The organism is Tunturiibacter gelidiferens (assembly GCF_051013345.1).
Classification (GTDB): domain Bacteria; phylum Acidobacteriota; class Terriglobia; order Terriglobales; family Acidobacteriaceae; genus Edaphobacter; species Edaphobacter gelidiferens_A.
On sequence record NZ_CP132939.1, the window covers coordinates 5558248 to 5573807 of the forward strand.

Consider the following 15560-nt stretch of genomic DNA (forward strand, 5'->3'; position numbering starts at 1 on the left):
CGCGCCAGCGGCTTAGTCCTAACAGGCAATCCGGAAACGCGGATGGTTTACGGATACTTCTATTTCTTCATGTCCGAAGCGCTCTTAAGGACCGAAAGTGGCAGCGGCAGCGGATCTGTCCACAACCGGCGTTTTCCGCTGTTTGACAGTCCCGCCGCATAAGACTAGGGTCAGACTTGAGGTGGCTTTTCCTTCTCCTCGTCTCAGGTTCCCTGAGCTAAGTCAGCCTATCTGAAGCATTCCTTCTTAGCCCTCCCAACCTTAAGGAGGTTGCTATGTATGCACGCAATGTTTCGATTCATTTGAAACCCAATATGCTTTCTGACTACACCCGGACATTTGAGAATGATGTCCTTCCGTTACTGCGGAAACAGAACGGTTTTAAGAACGAAATTGCATTCTCCGGTTCCGACGGAACGGATGTCACTGCAATCAGTCTGTGGGACAACAAGGCCAATGCAGAGGCTTACAATAACAATATCTACCCAGACGTGGTAAAGACCTTGGCAGGAGTATTGGATGGAGCGCCCAAGGTGCAGAGCGGTGAAGTTGTCAATTCCACCATCCACTAGATCGCGACAGCGTCGCAGTGTAATGGGCATGGCCCTGTTTGCTTGAGAGGGCGGACGTAACTCCGCCCTCCAGGCCTTGTCCCGCTCGTTCCGATTCTCGCGACGCTTGCCTATTTGTGGCGCGTCGGCGCTCTTGATTGGAGACAAGGAAGCAGACGGACGGTGAGTTAGCAACGGGTGGTGTGCCATGCGCTGGTCGATCAGTCGGCCTGATGTTTCGCAGCAGGCTGAGAAGGCCGATGGGAATCTTGAGGAGGCGATCCGCCGTACTCTCGTTATGTCCCGGCTGGATGACCTTGTGGCGTGGAGCCGCAAGAACTCTGTCTGGCCGTTTAACTTCGGCCTCTCCTGCTGTTTTGTGGAGATGGCTACAAGCATTACAAGCAAATACGACATCGCCCGGTTCGGCGCTGAAGTGATCCGTGGCACGCCGCGCCAGGCGGATCTCATGGTCATCGCGGGTACGGTCTTTATCAAGATGGCGCCAGTCATCAAGCGCCTCTATGAGCAGATGATGGAGCCACGTTGGGTCATTTCAATGGGGTCCTGCGCTAATTCGGGCGCATGTACGACATCTACAGCGTGGTGCAGGGCGTAGACAAATTTCTACCCGTAGACGTGTATGTCCCCGGATGTCCGCCTCGACCGGACGCGTTTCTCGAAGGCGTTCTGTTATTGCGAGACGCGATAGGAAAGGAAAAGCGGCCCCTAAGTTGGGTCATCGGGCCGCAAGAGGTACAGCGGCCTGATATGCCTTCGATGCGTGATGCGAAATGGGCACAGCGGCAATCGCTTACTGTGCTCCGGACTCCCGATAGCGTTTAGCCGTACCATCGGTGTGTATGATGCGCAGCCTTGTCGTCGATCAGGAATTACGGAATGAAATGGGCACCGCGGCTGCACCCCAGCCTGTCTGCGACGGAGTTCCGACGTTCTGGGTGTCGAAGAACGTTTGCGGAGACGCATTTCAGCTACTTTCTCTCATCCCCCGCTCTGTCGAGTTTGAAGCTGGCCGCCAGAACGGCAGATACAAAAGCACGAAGAGCCCGAGAGCGATTCCTCCCCCAGAAAATCGAAAAGTGATGGATTCCTCGGTTTGGCCCGGAGGTACATGTAGTTCGTTTTGAAGAAAAGGTCGAAAGTACCCGCGATTGCGGCAAAGATGTTAAGACCTAGCATCGCTTTCCAGATCGATCCCGGCCGTGGTCTCGCCTGTCCGGACCATACGAGATACAAGGCGCCAACCAGGACGAGGCCGTGGGAGACAAAAAACTGGACCGTAGAGAAGGAAGGAAAAGGTTCCCAGAGATCCGGGGTGAGCAGAGCCATCGACGTTCCGGCCAGTGCGCCATAATAGGCCAGCTCGAAGATCGTCGCATTGAGAGTAAGCAGGGCGACGATCATGAGGCACAGAGTCGCGTCGCAAAGCTCCAGAGGGAGGTGGTAGCGGAATGTGAGCCAGCCACGCGCAGCTAAATATCCATACCGGACAATCGAGTTCAACAGAAGAGTAATTGCCAGCCCAATTCGCAGCCCTCTGCGCCCGGTAGAAATCCACCGCTCAATCGCTGCAAGAATTGCTGCAAGAACGGGGATGGTGCTCAGAATTGCAATGTGGACCGGACCGAAGATCCCAAACTTTGTTTGCATGGCTGGATCACGTTTAAAGCGCCGGGAGCCAACGGACGACAAACATGACCATACCTCAGGCCCGGCAACTGCATGGGGATTGACCCGGGCTGCCGTGATCAATGTGGCCGTCTCGCCCCTCAGCGTATGCAGCAACTACAGAGCTGCAAGAAATTCTTTCCACGGAGTGGCGACCAGCGTTTCCGTAATTGAATGTCCATGGCTGCGGATGATCATCACAGCTCTTTCAATATCCTTGGGATCGTCAGCCTCGACTATGTCTACTACGTCGAAACGCCCCAATGTAGAGAAGCTTTGCTTCCAGGTAACGCCTTTACATTCCTTCTTGATTCTTGAGGACACTGCGTCTGCCAGTTTTATGAAGTCCTTGGGCTCTGCGAATGCCTCTGGCGAAAACCGGCTGAGAATCACATAAGTAGCCATTTCATACCTCCGGCGGCGCGCGAACGACTTACCTGACCCATTATCAGCCTCCTGCGACCCGCAGCGCGTAGTCACGGCCTCTTCCTCAGAGTTACAGGTCGAAGTACAGGAAAAATTCGTAGGGTACGGGGCGCAAGTTCACAGGTGCAAGCTCACGCTCTCGTTTGTAGGTGATCCACGTTTTGATCACGTCCGGTGTGAACACATCACCCTGCAGCAACCAGTCGCGATCCCTTTCCAGCGCGTCGAGTACCTCACCGAGCGAACCCGGCGTGCTCCTGACTCTTGCGGCATCCTCGGGCTCAAGCTCATAGAGGTCCTTATCGATCGGTTCACCGGGATCGATCCTGTTCCGGATTCCGTCGAGGCCGGCCATCAACTGAGCCGCAAAGCACAGGTAAGGGTTACAGGCCGGATCCGGACAGCGGAATTCGACTCGTTTTGCCTTCGAACTCTTGGAATACATGGGAATGCGAACGCCTGCCGACCGATTACGCTGCGAATACACGAGGTTCACCGGAGCCTCAAATCCGGGCACCAGTCGCCGGTACGAGTTGGTGGTCGGAGCACAAAGAGCTAGGAGCGCCGCCGCATGCTGGAGCAGGCCACCGATGTAGGACTTGGCTGTCTCGCTGATTTGTGCGTAGCCCCGTTCATCCCAAAACAGGTTTGCTCCACCGTTCCACAGGCTCTGATGCGTGTGCATACGAGTCCGACGCTGCGTTCAGTAAGGCGTTCAAGCGAGTCGTCGGGGCCAACCCTGGTGAATACCTCAAACGTGGTTTTGAAGGCCAAGGTAAAGCCAGAATGGCGGAAGATTTTTGAAGCGGAGGATTCTAACTTTGGCGGTGGGGCCTAGGTACCATGGGAGTGTGTTCTTCCACTGAAATGGGTGCCCCAGGTGCCTCGCATTTGGGAACGGGAGACCACGGCCACAAAATCGACCGAAGCAGACCACGATCAGTCCCGGTAAACGCCCTAGCGTCTAGCCATCCGTAATGCTGCCCCCACTGGAATACCTACCAGAGTCTCCTCAGCGATCCTGAATCTGGAGGAAATAACATGGTACAGACATTCTTTAAGCGTTCGTGCACGATAGATCGTCTACGACAGGGACCTTTGGCGGGACACATCGATCTGCTCGCAGCCCGGCTGGCAACCCACGGCTATTCTCGGGTCCACAGCCGGATTCAGCTTCGGTTGGTCGGGCATTTCAACCGCTGGCTTGCGCAGAAGCATCTCACCGCGGAGCAACTCGATGAGGACGTCATCGAGCTTTATCGGCGCTACCTGAAGCGCAGGAAGCGAGTACGTTCGGAAGATGTATGCACATTGGTCCGGCTACTCGATCTACTGTTGGATCGGATGGCAAATTCCAATGCTTTTCGGGCGCGCGCCTCTGGATAACCGCGTTGAATCCATTGGCAAATGATACAGAGATCGAGGTGCTGGTGTATCCATCTGCAAGCCCGCTGCAGATCTCAGAAGCGGTCGAGATCGAACAGAACATCCTCTATGTCTTGCATCGCCAATCGAGCAAGGAGCGGAATGTCCAAGAACTTCGGTATCAATATTCAACAAGCCCAAACGATCTCAGAGCTTCCTTCGCTGGGAAGGACAAACAAATATGGAAAGACGTCATGAAGGTCAGCCTGAGGACAATCCAGAATCTAATGAGCTCTCTCCGCTAGCGTCCGCCAGGCGCCTGCTGGTGCCGATAAGGCTGCCGCGAGAGGCATCGATCAGGACCAGACCCGCCAATTGTTATGGTAATCAACTCCCTCCGAAACTCTCGGATCTCGCCGACATACCTACCGATAAACCCAAAAAACGTGCATGTGAAAGTGAAGGATTCTCAGGCCATTGAGCACGGCCACTGGAATCCTCCACTATCAGGGTGATGTGGTAAGTCGATTTATGCGTCGTCAGATTGGGCTAGGACTTCTGTCCGTTCCCGAACTCGACCGCGATCCGCTGCCAATCAGCCACATCCGTTACGTCCGGTCCGAAGATAGCGCCGTACGATAGCCCGACGGATTCGCGATGGCGAACCTGATTGCCTTCCGAGATGGTGAGTTCTCCGTGGTAATCGTCGGTGCGTGTCACGGTCACCTCGTACCTGCCGTCGAGGGTAGAGGTCCACACTACGTTGTCTTGCATCGATGACTCCTTTGTTAGGTTGGGCTTGTGTGCCGTGCCGCGTCAGGCACGGGTGGCACAAGTGCATTGCATGATGCCGCCAAGGCCAGCGATTTCTGATCAGCTGGTTGACGCTCGGGCGCGCAAATACAGGAAACCCCCAGTGCAGGGCTTCCGCATTCACACGCGAGTTTGGCGGAGAAAATTTGGGAACTTAGGGCGGGCTGTCCCTACGCGGCGATCAGCTTGTTGTACTGTTCGGAGGTGAGATTCAGCAGGATGCTGCCGTGACCGATTTTCATTTCCCGGTAGAGACGGACGCGGTTTTCGTAATTTATGATTGCTCCGCCGCGCATAGCTAGCGAAACGACCGTCTCGCTGGAACGGTAGATGAGTGTTTCACGAATCCTTGCAACTCCAGATGACTCATAAAAATCACAAAACCAACGGTTGCCCTTCCGCTCAAAGCGGAGCAGTACACACTGGGCAACATTCGGCAGTCGGCTAAACGCAAGGAGTTGGCCCCCTCCGTACCTGCTACCGCCCTGGTGAATGCGTTCCATCAGCCACTCGGACGCAGGCAGGGCTGGGGCTTCCCTGTCAACGTACTCGCAGTGAGGATGGACGTGCATACCTGGACCGGGAATGGGGACATAACTCTCCTCCCCCAAAAGGCAAGCGCCAGGCGCAATCACGCCGCAGTTGCATATCGGCAATCCGGCTGCTGGCCATTCCAGAAATGTGAGAATCTCATTTGGGCCGCGGACCTGCAACGTGCGCGAGATGCGAGGATCACGTTCGCCAAACTCCCGCATAGTTGCTAAACCGGTATCGAGAGAGAACTTGATGGCGAATACTCCCGACTCATCTCCGGTCGCCACCGCCCAGTTGTACTCGGGATATTGGTTCTCCCAATGTTCGATTTGCGCCTCATCGGAGGTGGCGTCGTGCAGGAGTGGCTGCGACACCGCAAAGCGGCTGCTATGCACGAGCGGAAATATCTTCCACCCGCGCATAGCAGCCAACGACAGATCAGAGTTCATAGGGCTCCTTCTGTAAGGGATTGATATTTAGGTTGAGTTCTTCGGTGTTTTCCTATGCCCCAGGTGCCAGAAGCCTGATTGAACCGGGCAGGGGTATGTCACCATCAGGGGATCTCGGAGAGAGAGCCGCACTGCTTCGGCCATTTCCTGCGACGGCCAGGACCGTTTGGGAATGTCAAATCCCCTGACTTTGCACCGAGGACACGCCGGCGTCTCCGGCGGCCACCGGCTTGCCTTCTCCCTGTGTTTTTGTAATGCGAGTTCCAGCCGTATAGTCTTGGTCGGCACTGGCACAAGATGACTTGCCGCGGCATCAAGATCGCCACACTCGCGAATACGCATTCGGCCGAGCCGCTTTGCATCCTTTCTCTGCTCGGCTGCAAGTTGCTCAAACTGTCGACTGAGATTGACGACATATTCGCGATAGCTATTACCGGATACGTTCGGCGCTTGTTGGATCGAGTCGAGATAGAGAGCCAGGCGCATAGCCTGGAGTTTGATTAGGGGCGCGATACTACCTCCTTCCATGGGTGGTTCTGATTGTGTGAAGTAAATTCAGCGGCCAGTGCTGGCACAGAGAGTCTCGGTGCGTTGTCGTCTGATGGCAACTCGCGCAACCGGCTGTTATGGGGATTTGGTTTTGGACTTAATCCAAGAAAGATGACCGAGCGCACGGAGGACAGCCCGGTGTTCCCATGCACAGTACTGACTGCCAGTTCCTCGCTTTCAAGCTGTTAAACAATCTGAATTGCCTTTTGGCAAACCCATACGAAGGTAGGAGTAAACCGTTTCGCGACTGATGCCGAAGGCCTTTGCAATTTGGGTCTTTCGCTCGCCGGCCGCCGCGCGAGCGAGCAACTCGGCAACCTTCTCTGTGGTTAGAGAGCGAGACCTTCCTTTATACTTTCCCGCAACTTTTGCCAGCACAATGCCTTCACGCTGCCGGCCAAGAATGAGGGCTCTTTCGAATTCCGCTACCGCACCAAGCAATGACAAAAGAAGAACTGAAATAGGGGAATCGTCTCCGTTGAACCGCAGGTTTTCCTTCGTGAATTCGACAGCGATACCACGCCCGGTTAGTTCCGTTACCAGCCCTCTAAGATCAACGAGGCTGCGTGCCAATCGATCCATCGAGTGAACGACAAGCGTGTCGCCTTCGCGGCAGTAGCTGAGTGCTGCTTGAAGCTCTGGCCTGTTGGTGTCCTTTCCGCTGGTCTTGTCTTCGAACAATTTGTCGAGCGGGACACCGTCGAGTTGCCGCGCGGTGTTTTGATCGATAGTGGAGACGCGTTTGTAGCCGATTTTTTGTCCGTTCATCTTCGCTTCCTTTGAATGTCAGGTTGAGATCTAGAACTGCCGGTGGTGGTGTCAGAAAAAGAAAAGCAACTCCATTCGCACACCTTTTCAGGCATGTTTTGTCAGGGTCGGGATGTGGTGGTTGGGTTTACCCTAGCCGGACACCGGGCAGTATCCGATGGATCGCAAATCGCATGGCGAAACTCGTATTGTTCCTGCTCATGAGTCAGAGAGGCCAGTGCGTCGTTGGCATGGGCAACGGAGCAACAGTGTCGAACGCTCGATTGCGGCCTTCTGGAGTGCTATGGTGCCGATGGCTTACCATTTTTCGATTAGCCCCCAGGGGGCGAATTGAAAAATGATTAGCTGTTCTTTGTCCATAAAACACGTTTCGCCCCTAGGGGTAAGATTGAATTAGAAGGCACTTGGTGTCACGAAATCGCCCGCCATTACAGCGGTTGGGCAAGTCCGCCCGTGTAACGGAAACTCGATGTGTGTTTGTAGCGAAGATCGTGGCATTTGACGGAGCGAAGAGACCGAAGCCGACGAAGATGATCGCCAGCCAGGAGATGAGGACCACGAGGAGAGGAGTGGGTACCGAGCTGTGTTGGGACTTAAGAAACATGAGCCATTGAGTGTGTCGCAAAGCAATGATCTGCAGAGTGATCTGGGACTTTGCGGCAACCTGGCTGGAATCCTTCGGCTGAAGATGCTCCAGCTGATCCACCAGTGTTTCGGCTTTGTCAGCTGGTCTACGCTCTGAAGACAAGGAGCTTTGCGCTGGCCAGATACGTTGGATGCCCTCCGCTACAACGCGGCGGAATTCAGGGCGAATGTTCTCAGTTTCCGGGCCGTAACGTTCCAGGGATCGATCGATGGAGACGATCTCCGAGGACATTTCTACGACCTCGTTCTGGCTTGCATCGTAGGTCGACTTTGCGGACGATACAAGCATTCCGAGGACCAAAGCAGCCATGGTGGAAATTAGAGCCGTCGAGAGCCTTACGGTCTCCTTGACATCCGTGCAAAGGTGATCTTCCGGGAGGATTCGTCGGATAGCCATACCAACCAATGCAGCCACGACGACACAAGCAAAGACGACGCCACTGAGCGGAATTGAATTCATCGTTCTCCTTCTTCTTCCAGGGCAGATCGGGCCGATAGACTGGCTCAGCAGTGACGTTGAACAGCTAGGCACTTGGAACAACCTAGGCCACAGGGCCTCGGCTTATGAGAGGAAGTCAGTCGGCCAACATATGGTGAGCAGAAAGACTACACCGGGAATCGATAACAAAGCCAGATATCTTGTCGTCACCAATCCCATGTGTGTTGTTCATCTTCGGTCGGAACCATCTTCGCGGAAAGTTTGATCTCAGTTGAAGCAGATAGGTCCTAGCTCCCTTCCGGTTTGCCTTTCTATCTGCGTTCAGCGTGCCGCGCTCAAGACACCCCCGCCCTTCGGACGCCCGCTCTCCTTCCCAGAATCCGCTGCGCGCCTCACGAGGTACGGACTCCCGCCCCAAGGCGAGCTTGGGTCCCCTTCCGCAAATTCCATCCAGTCGCCGAGGGAGTAGGTCGCGACGGCACACCCTCTGGGCAGAGCATGTACCGCAGACAGCGGTCAAACCAAAAGAAACGGAGCTAATCACCATGTTCAACAAAGTCATCCTCATCGGCCGCCTCGGACAGAACGCAGAAGCCAAAACCGCTCAAAACAACAGAGAGTACGTCAACTTCCTCGTAATGTGGGTCCACAAGTCGCGCAGTTTGTCATGCCGGCGGAATCTGCTCTTATGTAAATCTTCCGGGGCGAAGCCGTGGAAAAACTTTCACAGATTCTCCCTTGAAAAGCTCTAGCAATTGATGTTGAAAGTTGTATGAGAAACTCTCCAAGGATCACTAATTTGCTATGCGGCAAATGAAGACTGTGGCCCGTTTGAACGAGCGATGAATGTGTTGTCAACGCTTGCGAAGGGTGGCTCCCTCCTCCCGATACGGGTGTGCATCGATGTGATTGGTAATAATTACTCATACTGAGCGGGTTATGTCCTTAATAACCAACTCGTGATAGTGTCCAAACAAAGCTGGTCCGTGCTGCCTTTGTTATTTTTTTGACTTGCATCGTCTGATACAAATTCTGCTCTTGGGGCCCATATGCGAGACAAACAAGCTGAGTATTCCTGTGCCGCAGCATCCGCTATTGAAATCCTGCAAGGAAAGTGGAGAATACAGATTCTCTGCGTGATGAGGGACGGGCCGGTCCGACTGGGCCGCCTTGGACGCGTTGTGCCTGCAACTCGAAAAGTTTTGACAGAAAACCTCAGAAAGCTTGAATCAGCGGGTCTCATTCCGTATTCGTCGTCAGCAGCCGACCCGCTTTGTCGAGCGTGGTCTTGTGGCGGATGCAGGTGAAGACATCGAGGATTTCGCGCTCATACTCCGTTGCGTGACTTACGCCGCCGGTGGCGAGGATCGGCAGGTTCAACGAGCGGGCAATGCGGATGGCCGCACGATTGCGATGCTCCTCCGCACGGTCGAGGTGGCGCTGCAACTCGACGTAGACGTTTCGCGGGCCGAAGATTTGTACCAACCGCTCAACGCTCTTTTGCGCGGCGTCATATCCACCATGCGCGAGCGCAGAAGCTAATGGCCCCTCACTCCCACCCGTCAGACAGATCAGCCCATCGTGGAATTCCTCGAAATCGGTGGTGAGTGCCGCACCTTCAGCCTTCTTGCGTTCACGAAGTTTGTAGCGAGTGATGAGGCGGCAAAGGTTCTGATAGCCGATGCGTGATTCTGCCAGCAAAGGCAGGCGCACAGGCTCGATAGGATGCTGGTGTGGCAGGTACGACGCAGGCCGTAACCGTTCGCCCAAATCGCTTACGCCGACCTCCGCGCCAATGTGAGCCCGGACACCACACTTCTTTCCTTCCATGTGAAAGCGCGGCGCACCGTAGACAGAGCGTCCATCGATCCATCGGGAATCACGACAGCCACCATGAGAGAAACTGCCGGCGTGCTCCAAGAAAACGATCCCGATTCGTCTGCAAAGATTCGCATGACAGCCTTTCGATGAGGGATTCGAACCGTGACGGCCTGTCTGGTCATTCAACCCAGTGGGGAAAAATCACCACTCTTCCTCATCGTAGTCGGAATCAATCCAAACGCCATCCTCTGTTAGGTGCACAAACTGATAGTCGTGGGTGTATTGAATGGACTTGGTCGTGTACAGGGCGACGCTTTTCTCGACATAGGAGAGTGGAAACTTGCCTTCCACGTCCGGGAAAAGCACGATGTTCGTTCCCTCGGATCGTTGCACCGACTGGAAAATGATACCGTCGAAAGGCCTCTCGTGGACATGCGCTAAGTATTCCGCAAGTGTTTGTGTGATGATGTAGTCCGTCTCTCGACCGGGGATGATGGGCTGGGAGATTAGCTTTTGCAGGCGCCGGAGGAAGGCTCCCTTTTCGCACTGCTCGGTGAAGTCTGGTTGAAAGTAGCTCAGTTGACTATAGGATTTCTCAAGCCTTCTGAAATCGAGCAGGCGCAGAGGTTTTGTGGTGTGCAGTGTTATCACTGCCGTGTCGTTGCCGAGGGCAGGCCGCGTCTCTGCCAGGCAGGTTTCAGAGTCCAAAGAACCGTAGAACACCGCGACTCCTTCTGCATTCATCCGGCCTGGTCGTGTTCGCTCCGGCGGAGGAGGGCCAACGTTCTTGTAGGGGTCCGAAAACGCCTCCTTAATAGTCACGATGGACTGGCAGATTCGAGATCGATAAAGTTCTGACCCTTGAGCGAACTCCCAAACTACATCTTCCTTATTACCGCTCTCGGCCCAGGCTCGTCTGGTCTCGACGCCGCCGAACAACTCCGTGAAAAGAGTCTTTGCCGCCGAGCTGAAGAATCGCCTTCGGTGCTTCAATTCGTCGAGCACAGAGCCCCATTCTTCGACGTACGTGTGGGGTTTGGCTGGAAGTGGAACATAGTCCTGACTGCTGTCAAAGAATGCTTCTTCTCCATCTTGAGGGCGAACATCCTCGTTTGACTCCAGAGCTTCGACGATCTCATCTTCAAAGCCAAGGTATTGGCCGATTACCTCTTGAAGGTGGTGCGACAGAGGATCGCCTTCCTGCTCATACCATTCACTGTCGTCTTCGCCGAATTTCTTTACTTCCGGCCCTTGTGCGAAGTGTTCGCGCATGAGAGGGTCCAGGACTCCAGAGAATTCATCGGGGCCGAATGCTTTCTCATCGTCCCGCCTACAGAGATCGCATTCCGCGACTTCTCCAGATTCGCGGACGATGGTCTTGAGGTATTCGTCTTCAATACAGCGCCAGCAGACTGCAGCCATCTTCTGTCCTCTTCGGAGAGTAAAAATGTCGTTCGCTATTGGAAGTAGTCCGAAAATCAAGAGGCCACGATCGAGTCCATCATGTAAATCAGCTTAACGAGCGAAGGCGTCGCAGGGAGAACTCGTGGCGTTTCGGCCCGGTAGACTACTCATTGCCCCTGAGCGGAATCTTGAGCCAGCAGTTGCTCTCTATATTGTCCCTCATAGAAAACAGCACCGACTTTGGCGAAGGTAAAGGATAGCTTCTTGGCGCGTCGAAGCTGCCTGCTTGCGACTTCGGCCGCATGGACATCGAACAGAGCTACGTTTTTCCCATCGCCAACTTGGCTGGTATACATGATTCCGCCATATCCCGCCGCCCGAAATGCTTCCGCGATGTACTGAGTCGGCGCATAGTCCGCGACATCTTCGGCTTGAAATACCGGCATCGAAAATGCCTCATTGAGAACGTACCAGCTATTGCTCTCTAGTTGCTCTTGGGTGTGACTATCGAGGTCAAAAGTGGCGGGTAAAGTGCAATCAACTACCGTGACTTGCTTCAGCAGGACCAACTGAGAAACGGTGAGAACAGAACCGGCCCACGGGCGAGTCTCCATCATCGCGGTCACGGCATCCGTCGCCATATAAAGACACGGAACGCCTTTTGGGTTTACGCGCCCTTCGTAGGCTCTGTCTCTGAGCGGTTTCATGCGCTCTATCGTGTGGGGTTCGATAGACTCAAGGAAGAAGACATCGTGCGGGTGCACGCCCTCTTCGGCAACACAACCTTGCGCGGCACGCCATAGAACCTGACCACTTTCTATCGTGGTCGTTCTCTTCGTGCTGGTTTCCACAACAGGGTCGAGGAACGCTTGCTGTCGTGCGTCCAGTACGTATCGTGATTCGCGCCGGATGTAGTCGGCAAAATACTCGTAGTCTTCGCTGGATCGAAACATTCTGAACGGCTCCGTCTGTCTGCCTCGATTTTGGGAATTCGACAGGCTTGAACCTGTTGTTTGATTCCATCTAGCCAGTCTCTGAAAGGTTTTTGACCGGCTTCCCGTATCAATGATAGCCAACCGGCATGTGGAACAGCGATTGGCAAGTCAAGGGGCAGATCTTTCCAAGGTTGAAGGTGGAGGTTTCCTCCCTGGCTCTGGCCGCACCGCCTCCTGAGCCACCCGCCTCAGCGGGACGTTCCTTCCCGTAACGCCCTCCCCAATAGATCTTGCGTGCTGACGCACGCGCATACGGAAGACAAACCTCGCTAAGGGGCTCTGCCCCGATCGCGCGGCGCAAGGGGTTTCCCCAATCTTCCGCGCTTCGCTTGTGCAGACCTCCGCTGCGCTCCGCCCTTTCTGTTCCGCCTTCGGCTCCTTCTCCAAGGGTGGGGAGACCCCTCCCCTTGCGCCTTGCTACCCCCGCCTTCGCCAGGAGGCGTTCGGCATGTACATGCCGCGTTTCAACGCGGAAAGTGCAGCAGCCAAAACCAAGGAGAAGCCACCATGACCACCACAGCCCCCACCACCATCGACAGCAAGAAGCCTAATACCAAACAGGAACTCATCGCCGCCAACATCAAGCTCTTGATTGAGCAGTTGGAGGCGGGACACTCCGACGCCCTCACCAACTACCTCACCGCCATGAGCCGTTTTCACAACTACAGTTTTGGGAACGTGCTGGAGATTGCGCGCAGATGCCCACTGCAACCCGCGTTGCCGGGTTTTGGACGTGGAAGAACCTCGGCCGCTCCGTCAATGCAGGAGCCAAAGGAATCCGCATTCTTGCCCCAATTGTTGGCGTGAAGCGCAAGAAAGACAGCGAAGCCGAGAAGGACATCACCACGCAGAACACCCGCGCCCTTTTGGGCTTTCGCAATGCCTACGTCTTCGATATCTCCCAGACCAACGGCGTAGACCTTCCCGAGATGCGCGAAATCTCAGGCGACCCCGGTGAGAGCATCGACCGTCTCGCCGTCTTTCTCAAGAGCCAAGGCATTCAGCTTGTTTACAACGAGAAGATTGCCCCCGCCTTGGGGATGAGCTACGGGGGACGTATTGCCATCCTTCCCGGCCAGTCCAAGGCCGAGGAGTTCTCCACGTTGGTACACGAAGCAGCCCACGAGATGCTGCACAAGGCCGAACGGTCGAGATCCCGCAAGGTCAGTCACCCGCGAATCGCACTGACATTGAACTTCTATATGAAAACCTGCCTGAGCCAATCGATCTGGACCTCGACCTCGCCAATCGGACTCTCTATTGGACCGACCGCGGCGACCCGCCGCGCGGCAACACAGTGAATCGTGCGCCCATGGATCGTCAATCAGGAAATCGCAAGGAGCCTGAGATCCTCTTCACCCATTTAGAAGAAGGCATTGGGCTGGCTTTAGACCTGAAAGGTGGTCGCATGTTTATGACGGATTATGCTGGCTCGCTCTACAGCGCCAAAATCGACGGATCAAACCGGAAGATGTTGGCGTATGCGCAAGGAAACCTCACTGGCATCGCGTATGTAGAGCTGCCCGCCGGGCATTAACCGAAAACCCCGGGTTCCCCCTAATCGGCAACCCATGCTTCCTGGCTCGTAATGCGGAAGAAGCGTTACGAGCCAGGAAACAAATCTTCGATAGAAGATTGAGGTTTGTCTCACTGGCGCGGGGCAGTACTGTCTCAAAAATTAAAGATCTGAGAGCAAAGAGATGACAACGAAAGCTCCTCTTGTGGTGATTGTTGGCGGCGGATTTGGTGGACTCGCCGCAGCCAGGGGATTAAAACGTTCTCCGGTCGACGTGCTGCTCATCGATCGGTCCAATCATCATGTGTTCCAGCCCCTTCTATATCAGGTGGCAACCTCAGTGCTGGCCCCCGGTCAGATTGCATCGCCCATCCGAAGTCTGCTGGCTGAGCAGGCAAACACATCTGTGATGCTGGGCAGCGTGACCGGTGTTGATGCAGCGTCAAAGCAGGTCATTGTGGATATTGATGACAAGCTCGGAATCAGGATCAGCTATGACTATCTGGTTCTCGCGACTGGGGCGACTCACAGTTACTTCGGCCACGACGAGTTCGCTGCGTTCGCGCCGGGACTCAAGAGCCTGTCGGACGCTGAATCTCTCCGGAACCATTTACTGGAAGTCTTTGAGAAAGCTGAGAGCGAAGACGATCCGGATCGGCGTGAGGCTCTGATGACCTTTGTGATGGTCGGAGCAGGACCGACCGGTGTCGAGATGGCGAGCGCCATTGCAGTCATGACCCAAACCACATTCCGAAAAGACTTCCGTCGCATCGATCCGAAGTCAGCCCACATCGTTCTCGCGGATATGGCGTCCCGCCCTCTTGGCACCTTTTCGGAGAAGCTATCTGAAGCCGCGAGGCAGCATATGGCGTCGCTTGGGATCGATGTCCGTCTTGGGAAGCCGGTTCAGGCAATCGACGGAGATGGCGTTGTGATTGGAGATGAACGCATTCAGGCAAAGACGGTAGTATGGACGGCCGGCGTCGCTCCTTCGCCGGCGGGGAAATGGCTCGGATGTGAGGTGGACCGTGCGGGCCGCGTTCGAATTCAACCAGACCTTACGGTTCCCGGTCATCCGGACGTTTTTGTTGTTGGAGACACGGCATCGCTCGATCAGGATGGTCGGCCGCTCCCAGGGGTCGCGCAAGTTGCGATGCAGCAAGGCAAGTATGCAGCCAAGTCCATCTTCCGCAAGATGATTGGCCATCCTCCATTGCCACCATTTCGTTATTTCGATAAGGGTAATCTTGCCGTTGTTGGCAAGAGTTTCGCAGTGCTGCAGAGTGCTGGAGTCCAGTTCAGCGGGTTTGCGGCCTGGCTGGTGTGGGCTCTCATCCACATTCAATTCCTGGCCGAGACCAGCTTGAGGTTCAGCGTCTTTCTGCAATGGGTGTGGACCTATCTGAGCGGTAAGCGCGGTGATCGGCTGATCATCCGACAGCGGTCAGGCAGTTGATGGACAATTGATCTAAAACTTGATTGTCCCGTAGAAATGGGGAAGAGGGAATGGCACCAGCCCTGAGCAATTATTTGCTGAAGGCTGTGCAGCCTGTTTCATAGGCGCCGTGAGAGCTGCTGCGGACTAGCGCCACATCC

Annotated in this window: 18 protein-coding genes and 1 pseudogene; 9 read left to right on the plus strand and 10 right to left on the minus strand. The window is 55.0% G+C overall.

Annotation, left to right across the window (positions count from 1 at the left end):
• Positions 1-275: 275 nt before the first annotated feature.
• From RBB80_RS27960 to RBB80_RS27970, 3 genes are all read left to right on the plus strand, one after another.
• Positions 276-572, plus strand: a complete 297-nt coding sequence (locus RBB80_RS27960) for a hypothetical protein (RefSeq protein ID WP_433965470.1) — start codon at positions 276-278, stop codon at positions 570-572.
• A gap of 187 nt (positions 573-759) precedes the next feature.
• Positions 760-1170 (plus strand): NADH-quinone oxidoreductase subunit NuoB, encoded by a 411-nt coding sequence (nuoB, locus tag RBB80_RS27965; protein WP_433965471.1) that lies wholly within the window; start codon positions 760-762, stop codon positions 1168-1170.
• A complete protein-coding gene (locus RBB80_RS27970; RefSeq protein WP_433965472.1) occupies positions 1137-1397 on the plus strand; it encodes a hypothetical protein in 261 nt (86 codons plus the stop codon). Before nuoB ends, RBB80_RS27970 begins: the two co-directional genes overlap by 34 nt.
• Positions 1398-1553: 156 nt before the next feature.
• Here the strand turns inward: RBB80_RS27970 and RBB80_RS27975 are convergent, their stop codons facing one another.
• The 3 genes from RBB80_RS27975 to RBB80_RS27985 all read right to left on the minus strand — a co-directional run bounded on the left by RBB80_RS27975 (position 1554) and on the right by RBB80_RS27985 (position 3351).
• On the minus strand, positions 1554-2222 hold the full coding sequence (locus RBB80_RS27975; protein WP_433965473.1) for a YwaF family protein: 669 nt from the start codon (positions 2220-2222) through the stop codon (positions 1554-1556).
• 135 nt (positions 2223-2357) lie between these two features.
• Positions 2358-2645 carry a GYD domain-containing protein gene (locus RBB80_RS27980; RefSeq protein WP_433965474.1) on the minus strand — a complete coding sequence of 96 codons (288 nt, stop codon included), beginning with the start codon at positions 2643-2645 and terminating at the stop codon, positions 2358-2360.
• 91 nt (positions 2646-2736) lie between these two features.
• On the minus strand, positions 2737-3351 hold the full coding sequence (locus RBB80_RS27985; RefSeq protein WP_433965475.1) for a hypothetical protein: 615 nt from the start codon (positions 3349-3351) through the stop codon (positions 2737-2739).
• Between the two features lie 356 nt (positions 3352-3707).
• On the opposite strand from RBB80_RS27985, the gene RBB80_RS27990 reads away from it, so the two are divergent.
• Both RBB80_RS27990 and RBB80_RS27995 read left to right on the plus strand, forming a co-directional pair.
• Positions 3708-4052, plus strand: a complete 345-nt coding sequence (locus RBB80_RS27990) for a hypothetical protein (RefSeq protein WP_433965476.1) — start codon at positions 3708-3710, stop codon at positions 4050-4052.
• A gap of 5 nt (positions 4053-4057) precedes the next feature.
• The gene (locus tag RBB80_RS27995) at positions 4058-4336 is read left to right on the plus strand and encodes a hypothetical protein (RefSeq protein WP_433965477.1); all 279 of its coding nucleotides are present in this window, start codon (positions 4058-4060) and stop codon (positions 4334-4336) included.
• Between the two features lie 244 nt (positions 4337-4580).
• Here the strand turns inward: RBB80_RS27995 and RBB80_RS28000 are convergent, their stop codons facing one another.
• From RBB80_RS28000 to RBB80_RS28015, 4 genes are all read right to left on the minus strand, one after another.
• A complete protein-coding gene (locus RBB80_RS28000; protein ID WP_433965478.1) occupies positions 4581-4805 on the minus strand; it encodes a hypothetical protein in 225 nt (74 codons plus the stop codon).
• A gap of 209 nt (positions 4806-5014) precedes the next feature.
• A complete protein-coding gene (locus RBB80_RS28005) occupies positions 5015-5827 on the minus strand; it encodes a bifunctional DNA primase/polymerase (RefSeq protein ID WP_433965479.1) in 813 nt (270 codons plus the stop codon).
• A gap of 726 nt (positions 5828-6553) precedes the next feature.
• Positions 6554-7144: a recombinase family protein gene (locus RBB80_RS28010; protein ID WP_433965480.1), complete on the minus strand. Its 591-nt coding sequence runs from the start codon at positions 7142-7144 to the stop codon at positions 6554-6556.
• 376 nt (positions 7145-7520) lie between these two features.
• Positions 7521-8249 carry a hypothetical protein gene (locus RBB80_RS28015; protein WP_433965481.1) on the minus strand — a complete coding sequence of 243 codons (729 nt, stop codon included), beginning with the start codon at positions 8247-8249 and terminating at the stop codon, positions 7521-7523.
• Between the two features lie 1118 nt (positions 8250-9367).
• Between RBB80_RS28015 and RBB80_RS28020 the strand changes: the two genes are divergently transcribed.
• Positions 9368-9535 (plus strand): winged helix-turn-helix transcriptional regulator, encoded by a 168-nt coding sequence (locus tag RBB80_RS28020; RefSeq protein ID WP_433969927.1) that lies wholly within the window; start codon positions 9368-9370, stop codon positions 9533-9535.
• Here RBB80_RS28020 and RBB80_RS28025 read toward each other — a convergent pair.
• The 3 genes from RBB80_RS28025 to RBB80_RS28035 all read right to left on the minus strand — a co-directional run bounded on the left by RBB80_RS28025 (position 9468) and on the right by RBB80_RS28035 (position 12406).
• Positions 9468-10235: a PHP domain-containing protein gene (locus RBB80_RS28025; RefSeq protein WP_433965482.1), complete on the minus strand. Its 768-nt coding sequence runs from the start codon at positions 10233-10235 to the stop codon at positions 9468-9470. The genes RBB80_RS28020 and RBB80_RS28025 overlap by 68 nt on opposite strands.
• A 15-nt stretch (positions 10236-10250) precedes the next feature.
• Positions 10251-11471, minus strand: a complete 1221-nt coding sequence (locus tag RBB80_RS28030; RefSeq protein WP_433965483.1) for an RES family NAD+ phosphorylase — start codon at positions 11469-11471, stop codon at positions 10251-10253.
• Positions 11472-11620: 149 nt separating this feature from the next.
• Positions 11621-12406 carry an RES family NAD+ phosphorylase gene (locus RBB80_RS28035; RefSeq protein ID WP_433965484.1) on the minus strand — a complete coding sequence of 262 codons (786 nt, stop codon included), beginning with the start codon at positions 12404-12406 and terminating at the stop codon, positions 11621-11623.
• Positions 12407-12955: 549 nt separating this feature from the next.
• On the opposite strand from RBB80_RS28035, the pseudogene RBB80_RS28040 reads away from it, so the two are divergent.
• The 3 genes and pseudogenes from RBB80_RS28040 to RBB80_RS28050 all read left to right on the plus strand — a co-directional run.
• Positions 12956-13596: pseudogene (locus RBB80_RS28040) on the plus strand (ArdC family protein); the annotation flags it as partial.
• Positions 13597-13760: 164 nt separating this feature from the next.
• Positions 13761-13985, plus strand: coding sequence for a hypothetical protein (locus RBB80_RS28045; protein WP_433965485.1), 225 nt, complete (start codon positions 13761-13763; stop codon positions 13983-13985).
• A 163-nt stretch (positions 13986-14148) separates the two neighbouring features.
• Complete coding sequence (locus tag RBB80_RS28050) at positions 14149-15420, plus strand: NAD(P)/FAD-dependent oxidoreductase (protein WP_433965486.1); 1272 nt, start codon at positions 14149-14151, stop codon at positions 15418-15420.
• Positions 15421-15560 lie beyond the last annotated feature (140 nt).

Excerpts from the sequence above, each read along its gene's own strand:
- RBB80_RS28035 (WP_433965484.1), bottom strand. The coding sequence starts at position 12,406 with ATGTTTCGATCCAGCGAAGACTACGAGTATTTTGCCGACTACATCCGG.
- RBB80_RS28010 (WP_433965480.1), bottom strand. The coding sequence starts at position 7,144 with ATGAACGGACAAAAAATCGGCTACAAACGCGTCTCCACTATCGATCAA.
- RBB80_RS27990 (WP_433965476.1), top strand. The coding sequence starts at position 3,708 with ATGGTACAGACATTCTTTAAGCGTTCGTGCACGATAGATCGTCTACGA.
- RBB80_RS27975 (WP_433965473.1), bottom strand. The coding sequence starts at position 2,222 with ATGCAAACAAAGTTTGGGATCTTCGGTCCGGTCCACATTGCAATTCTG.
- nuoB (WP_433965471.1), top strand. The coding sequence starts at position 760 with ATGCGCTGGTCGATCAGTCGGCCTGATGTTTCGCAGCAGGCTGAGAAG.
- RBB80_RS27960 (WP_433965470.1), top strand. The coding sequence starts at position 276 with ATGTATGCACGCAATGTTTCGATTCATTTGAAACCCAATATGCTTTCT.
- RBB80_RS28045 (WP_433965485.1), top strand. The coding sequence starts at position 13,761 with ATGGATCGTCAATCAGGAAATCGCAAGGAGCCTGAGATCCTCTTCACC.
- RBB80_RS28050 (WP_433965486.1), top strand. The coding sequence starts at position 14,149 with ATGACAACGAAAGCTCCTCTTGTGGTGATTGTTGGCGGCGGATTTGGT.
- RBB80_RS27970 (WP_433965472.1), top strand. The coding sequence starts at position 1,137 with ATGTACGACATCTACAGCGTGGTGCAGGGCGTAGACAAATTTCTACCC.
- RBB80_RS28020 (WP_433969927.1), top strand. The coding sequence starts at position 9,368 with ATGAGGGACGGGCCGGTCCGACTGGGCCGCCTTGGACGCGTTGTGCCT.
- RBB80_RS27985 (WP_433965475.1), bottom strand. The coding sequence starts at position 3,351 with ATGCACACGCATCAGAGCCTGTGGAACGGTGGAGCAAACCTGTTTTGG.
- RBB80_RS28030 (WP_433965483.1), bottom strand. The coding sequence starts at position 11,471 with ATGGCTGCAGTCTGCTGGCGCTGTATTGAAGACGAATACCTCAAGACC.
- RBB80_RS28015 (WP_433965481.1), bottom strand. The coding sequence starts at position 8,249 with ATGAATTCAATTCCGCTCAGTGGCGTCGTCTTTGCTTGTGTCGTCGTG.
- RBB80_RS28005 (WP_433965479.1), bottom strand. The coding sequence starts at position 5,827 with ATGAACTCTGATCTGTCGTTGGCTGCTATGCGCGGGTGGAAGATATTT.
- RBB80_RS28000 (WP_433965478.1), bottom strand. The coding sequence starts at position 4,805 with ATGCAAGACAACGTAGTGTGGACCTCTACCCTCGACGGCAGGTACGAG.
- RBB80_RS27980 (WP_433965474.1), bottom strand. The coding sequence starts at position 2,645 with ATGGCTACTTATGTGATTCTCAGCCGGTTTTCGCCAGAGGCATTCGCA.